At 65.2% G+C, this 3226-nt stretch carries 3 protein-coding genes; all 3 read left to right on the top strand.

The window, feature by feature from the left end; all coding sequences use genetic code 11:
- Window positions 1–225, top strand: a 225-nt coding sequence (locus JL811_RS19740; protein WP_202690415.1) for a hypothetical protein, incomplete at its 5' end; no start/stop codon positions are given.
- Window positions 226–326: 101 nt separating this feature from the next.
- On the top strand, window positions 327–1139 hold the full coding sequence (locus tag JL811_RS19735; RefSeq protein ID WP_202690414.1) for a sulfotransferase: 813 nt from the start codon (window positions 327–329) through the stop codon (window positions 1137–1139).
- A 146-nt stretch (window positions 1140–1285) separates the two neighbouring features.
- Window positions 1286–3226: calcium-binding protein (locus JL811_RS19730; RefSeq protein WP_273542514.1), on the top strand; the 1941-nt coding region annotated here is incomplete at its 3' end.

The raw sequence follows: 3226 nt of genomic DNA, 5'->3' as shown, positions 1-3226 counted from the left end.
CTGGTGGCCAGCCACGGCTTTGCCGAGCTGCTGGCCGATACGCCCGAAGACTATATCGCGCTGGCCCGAAGCCTCGGCACAGACCCCGCCCGCCGCAACGCCATCCGCACCCGCCTGAAACAGGCCGGCGCAAATCCCGGCTTCGTCGGAAACCCCGATCACGCAAGGGCCTTGCGAGAGGCGATCGAGGACATGATGCGGGAGGAAGCCGCAGGCGGGCAATAGCGTGCCCATGCAATTCGGGCTGGCAGGGCCTTGCGGAGCCTCGTAAAGAGCAGTTCGGACCCGGCCCGAGCCCGAAGGGCCGAAGACGACGGAGCAAGTCCATGACTGACGCCACTGCGCCCATGAAGGTCATCTTTGTCGGCGGCGCACCCCGCTCAGGCACCGGTGTCACGCATGCTCTGCTCTGCACCGCTCCCGCTACGAATGAATACCACCATGCCATCAGCTTCGTCCGCCCGATCTTCGAATCCTATGTCGTGGGCATGGCGCAATGGGACAGCCATACCCCCACCTTTTTTCAGATTCCCGAACATCTGCGCCGGCATGTGAACAAGCTTGCGCAGGAATCGATGGGTCTGGTCTGGCGGGCCCTGAAACGGCCCAAGGTGCTTTGCGTGAAGGACCCGCTTCTGACCGTGAATTTCACCGCCGTGAAAGCGGTGCTTGATTGGCCCTGTCAGTTTGTCACCGTGCTGCGCCATCCCCATGATGTGATCCGCTCGCAGCAAGAGGTCTATACACGCTCGGGCATGGTCATGGATGCGGTCCAGGTCTACCGGCTGGCCCGGGATTACATGCTGAGCTACACCCATATCGACGATCCCTCAATGGAGGGAAGCGTCTTTCATTTCCGCTATGAGGATCTGGGGCAGGACTGGCTGACAGACCAGCTGCGCGCCTTCACCGGCATGGGCGGGATCGACCCTGCCCGCATCTGGAACAACGGCGGCCATCAGCCTTCGGAACGGGAAAAGGCCGATCCGTTCTATTCGCCGAAATATCACGGCATGATCGATACCAGCCACAGGCTGGACCCGCTGGCGCCCGAGTTCCGCAAGATCGTCAACGATCTGTGCGGCCCCTTGATGGAGCGTTGCGGATATCATCCGGATGGTCGCGTGGACCGCTGGTAAGATCCTCTTTTCGGCCGTTTTCCTGAAAGATTTCGGTAAAACTTCTGGAAAGACCCGGATCCTGACACAGTTGCCAAAGCTTCGGGAAAGCTCTGCTTTCTATGCCTTTTTCCTGCACAGGGGTGCCTGGAAAAGGGGAAGTGCCGATGGGGGTGCTGCGCCATGTGGCCACGCTTGCGGGCAGCAGCGGCCTGCCGCTGGCAACGATCTCGGATATGCTGCTGTCCGGGGACGGACGGCTTTACACGATCAGCCGCAGCGGAGACGGGATCGCGCTGTTCGACACTGCCGGTCCCGGCGCACCGGCCCTGCTGGGGCAGGCCGCCTTGCGGGGGGCCGCGCCGGTCGCAGGTCTGACCCCCGGCCTTGCCGAACTGGCCCTGCCGGGCGCAGCGGCGCTGCTGATGCCCGCAGGCTTCATCGGGGGGGCTGCCTCGACCTATCAGACAGGCCCTGCGGACCTGCCCGAAACGGCTGTCAGATGGCAGGCTGGCGCAGCGCTTCCCAATGATCTGGCCCTGATCCGGGTGATCGAGGGGGCAGCGGTCCCCGCTGTAATGACCGTGGGGCGCGACGGGGCCTTGCGGCCCTTCATGATCACGACCACAGGCAGGCCCGCCGCCGAGGCTCCGGGCGTCCCGGTGCCGCAGGCCGGGGGCGCGGTCACGGATATGGACATGGTTCGCCTCGGCACGGGATCGCTGCTTGTCACCGCCTCGGCTTCGGGACAGGCGGTGGTCAGCTACAGGATCCGGCCCGATCTTTCGCTGGACCGGATCGCGCTGATCGACGGGCCGGCAAGCGGCATCGGCTTTGCCGCCCCTTCGGCCCTGAAAACCGTTCGCCTTGGCGAGGAGGCCTATGTCCTGCTGGCAAGCGCGGGCAGTTCCTCGCTGACGGTCTTCCGGCTCGGGGCAGAGGGCGGGCTTCTGGCCACCGATCATGTGACCGACAGTCTGGAGACCCGGTTCCGTTCGGTCACGGTGCTGGAAACCCTGACCCTGGGCGACCAGGTCTTTGTCCTGGCGGGGGGGGCGGATGACGGGCTGAGCCTTCTGATGCTGCTGCCCGGGGGGCGTCTCATCCATCTGGCAGCACTGGCCGATACGGAGGCGATGGTGCTTGGCGCACCCGTGGCCCTCGCGGCAGGGCCGGTCGCCGGAGGGGGCGGACAGATTTTCCTGGCCAGTGCGCGGGAGGCGGGCCTGACCCGGCTTGCGCTGGACCATCTGCCGGGCGTGCTGCGCGAAGGCGGCAGCGGAACGCTTGCAGGAACGGCGCAGGATGATCTGCTGATCGCCGGAAACGGGGTCACGCTGGTCCGCGGCGGGGCGGGCAATGACATTCTTCTGTCCCCCGAAGGCCCCGGGGCGGCGGTCCGGCTGGAAGGCGGCGCCGGGCAGGATGTTTTCGTGATCCGTCCCGGCGCGCGGCAGATCACACTGGCCGATTACACAGCGGGAACCGACCGGATCGACCTCACCCTGTTTCCGATGCTGCGCAGTCTGGATCAGGTCCGGATCACGCCCATGGCCCATGGGGCGGTCCTGCGCATCGGCGAGACCATGATCGAGATCTTGACCCCCACGGGTCAGACACTTCCGGCAAGCCATTTCACCCAGTCCGATCTGTTGCCCTTCAGCCGCTTCATTCCGGCAGCGCCCTTATCCACCCCGCAGGGACTGCTGATCGTTCTGGACAACACGGGCGGCACCGCCAGCGGTCAGGACGGCAATGACACGATAAGGGGGGGCGCGGGCAATGACACGATCCGGGGCAATGCGGGCGATGACGCCATAGAGGGGGGGGCAGGCAATGACAACATCGGGGGTGGGCCGGGCAATGACCTGATTTTCGGCGATGCGGGGGCAAACATCCTCTGGGGGGGGCTTGGCAATGACACCGTTCAGGGCGGCAGCGGTAATGACACCATCCATGGCGGCGGCAGCGGCACCAATCAGCTGTTCGGAAATGGCGGAGATGACCTGATCTTTGCAGGCAATGGCGGCGATTTCATCGGCGGCGGCGCCGGGAATGACACGATCCGGGGCGGCGATGCAGCCGATACGATCTATGGCGGGCTTGGC

Origin of the sequence: Szabonella alba, from assembly GCF_016765775.1 — a bacterium.
Taxonomy (GTDB): domain Bacteria; phylum Pseudomonadota; class Alphaproteobacteria; order Rhodobacterales; family Rhodobacteraceae; genus Szabonella; species Szabonella alba.
This window is presented reverse-complemented; position numbering and strand designations above follow the sequence as displayed.

Bases quoted from the DNA above. Each gene is read 5' to 3' on its own strand.
- JL811_RS19735 (WP_202690414.1), top strand. From the start codon at position 327: ATGACTGACGCCACTGCGCCCATGAAGGTCATCTTTGTCGGCGGCGCA.